The following is a 2,575-nucleotide window of genomic DNA, read 5'->3' as shown; positions in this document are numbered from 1 at the left end:
CGGGCGTTAGGCAAGGTGAGTTTTTATCAGCTAAATCGAGTTTGAATTGAACGGTAAATTCCATGTTTTGTGGCTTAATTTAAGCAATAAATAATCATCACATATTTGTTGTTTCTTGATCGCGTTGGGTTGCTTTTCGTTGTGAGTTTAGCGGCAAAATAACCTTCAGCATCCAAACGTCCGCTGAGTATGCTACGCCCGTCACTTTTCTTCCAAATCGCTCAATTTGAGTTTTTTGTTTCTTTTCTGATTGGGCATTTGGGTTTATAAATGAATCGGTTAGTTGTTTTAAAATTTACAAAAAGCCTTGTTCTTTGGTTGTGAGAGTGTCGGTGTCAATTGGTTGGCCTAACAAACGGCTCAAGAGGGATTGCCAACGCGTGGCGACTTTAGTGCAAAATTGAAGTTCAGTGTTTACAGTGGTTTTTTAAGTTCGGCGGTGCGTTGTCAACCCCTTAGCCGGGCGTTAGCTGCTTACAAGTTCGCATGTTCCATTAGCTGTACAAGTTGGTTTTTTAGTCATATACTTGTCTCATTAAATGTACATGTGGAGGTTTTATGAGAATTGTATCTTTTACAGAAGCTAGAAATAGCTTGAAGAGCGTTTTGGATGCTGTTGTTAATGACGCAGATACAACCGTGATCACACGTCGTGATTCTGAAGATGCCGTTGTTATGTCACTGGATTATTACAATAGCTTAATGGAAACGGTTCATTTACTTCGTTCTCCGGCAAATGCTGAGCACTTACATCGTTCAATTGCTCAATTTAAAGCGGGTAAGGCGAGCCAAAGAGATTTAATCGATGAGTAGTCGTTTATTATCTTGGACTGATGAATCTTGGAATGATTATATTTATTGGCAGACGCAAGACAAGAAAACACTTAAACGTATAAATAAACTCATCACGGATGCTAAGCGTTCTCCTTTCGAGGGCATAGGTAAACCTGAGCCACTAAAAGAAAACTTATCTGGTTTTTGGTCGCGACGAATAGACGATGCGAATAGGTTAGTTTATGCGGTTGATGATAGTGCTATCACGATTATTTCTTGCCGTTATCACTATTAATTTAGGCTTTATCGTCAGGCAGCTAACAAACGGCTCAAGAGGGATTGCCAACGCGTGGCGACTTTAGTTTAAAATTGAAGTTCAGTGTTTACAGTGTGTTTTTTTGAGTTCGGCGGTGCGTTGTCAACCCCTTAGCCGGGCGTTATGTGCTTTGAGCAAAAATAAGGAGTACTCAATAATTATGGTGGGTCGTACGGAAGCGTATAAAAAAGGTTATGGCGCTAAGCATTATGAAAATCCATATCCGAGAAATTCACAGGAGTATAATGATTTTGAGCGAGGTTGGTCTCAAAAAATTAAGAGTACACGTTCAGACCCACCTCTAAAGCATTATCAAAAAGAGCTTTTACGGCAACATAAAGAGCAGACAGCTAAACCTAGTCGCCAAGCATCAAGTGGAACTAGTGATTATAATTATTATGCTGAAGCGAAAGGTAAATAATTATTCAGCAACGCACATAACAAACGGCTCAAGAGGGATTGCCAACGCGTGGCGACTTTAGTACAAAATTGAAATTCAGTGTTTACGGTGTGTTTTTTAAGTTCGGCGGTGCGTTGTCAACCCCTTAGCCGGGCGTTATGCTTAATCATTTCAAAACAGTGGTTTATGGCTTTTCTTTGCTCCCTCGGCTGTTTGGTTTCGAGTTTGTCGGCAAGTTGGCTTCAGTGGGCGCGGTTTTCCGGACAATTATTCTTTGGCGCTGCTAATTCAGCGAATTGCCTCATTCAATTTTCGGGCAAGCGCGAGGTTATGGCGGTTGGCTCAATCGGAAATTTGATCTTAGGTTTTTTCGTTTTAGCTGCCAAAGTTCAAAGTCTGATTTTCAAAATTATGAGTCATTTCAGTTTTTGGCTTTTTGGATTTTGTTCGTGAGTTAAAGTCGAGTTAATCTTGGTTCTGGTAAAACGTAAGCCATTGAATCTTAAGCATAACAAACGCTTCAAGAGGGACAGCCAACGCGTGGCATTTTTATCATGCGTTGGTTTTTGTGATTACGATGTTATGCGGCAAGTTGGTAATAGCGTTGGCTGCCCCTTAAGCGGGCGTTAGGTGTCATGGAGAAACATGTGGAAATAAAAGGTATTGGGACTCTAATAAAGCGCGAGGGCTATTGGGAAATTGAGCCCATCAATTTAAACGGTGTAACTATTTATATAGAGAAAGAACATGTCATCGACGAGGATGTAGAAGCTATTAAGCGAATATCTGCCTCATGGTTGGAAACAATTAAAGAATGTTACGGCTATATCGAACAAAACCGAGAAAGCTATGGGATGGAAGCAAAAACGTTTTCTAATCCAAATGTGTTTTTAAATTCAACGCTTGAATGGGCTGTTTATTTTGATACCGAAAGTGAGTTGGAAGCGGTTGTTGGGGTAGAGTTTTTGGGCAACAAGCCAAATCAATTAGTCATTGGGGACTGAACACTTAGTATCAAGTTTGAAGTGCGACACTTTTTACAGATGCGCATGAATATACTCCGTTGGTGTCCTATACCCAAGTCT

General features: G+C 40.5%; 4 protein-coding genes. All 4 read left to right on the top strand.

The window, feature by feature from the left end; genetic code table 11:
• Positions 1-558 precede the first annotated feature (558 nt).
• The 4 genes from AACR75_RS17825 to AACR75_RS17810 all read left to right on the top strand — a co-directional run bounded on the left by AACR75_RS17825 (position 559) and on the right by AACR75_RS17810 (position 2,494).
• The gene (locus AACR75_RS17825) at positions 559-813 is read left to right on the top strand and encodes a type II toxin-antitoxin system Phd/YefM family antitoxin (protein WP_019283323.1); all 255 of its coding nucleotides are present in this window, start codon (positions 559-561) and stop codon (positions 811-813) included.
• Entirely contained in the window at positions 806-1,069 is a 264-nt protein-coding gene (locus tag AACR75_RS17820) for a Txe/YoeB family addiction module toxin (protein WP_047691230.1), read from the top strand. The genes AACR75_RS17825 and AACR75_RS17820 overlap by 8 nt, the downstream gene beginning before the upstream one ends.
• Before the next feature lie 181 nt (positions 1,070-1,250).
• The gene (locus AACR75_RS17815; RefSeq protein WP_047691228.1) at positions 1,251-1,511 is read left to right on the top strand and encodes a hypothetical protein; all 261 of its coding nucleotides are present in this window, start codon (positions 1,251-1,253) and stop codon (positions 1,509-1,511) included.
• A 626-nt stretch (positions 1,512-2,137) separates the two neighbouring features.
• On the top strand, positions 2,138-2,494 hold the full coding sequence (locus tag AACR75_RS17810; RefSeq protein ID WP_047691226.1) for a hypothetical protein: 357 nt from the start codon (positions 2,138-2,140) through the stop codon (positions 2,492-2,494).
• Positions 2,495-2,575: the final 81 nt, after the last annotated feature.

Origin of the sequence: Vibrio sp. ZOR0018 (assembly GCF_963865925.1) — a bacterium.
Lineage (GTDB): Bacteria > Pseudomonadota > Gammaproteobacteria > Enterobacterales > Vibrionaceae > Vibrio > Vibrio anguillarum.
The sequence above is the reverse complement of the archived record's forward strand: the minus strand, read 5'-3'. Positions and strand labels throughout refer to the sequence as shown.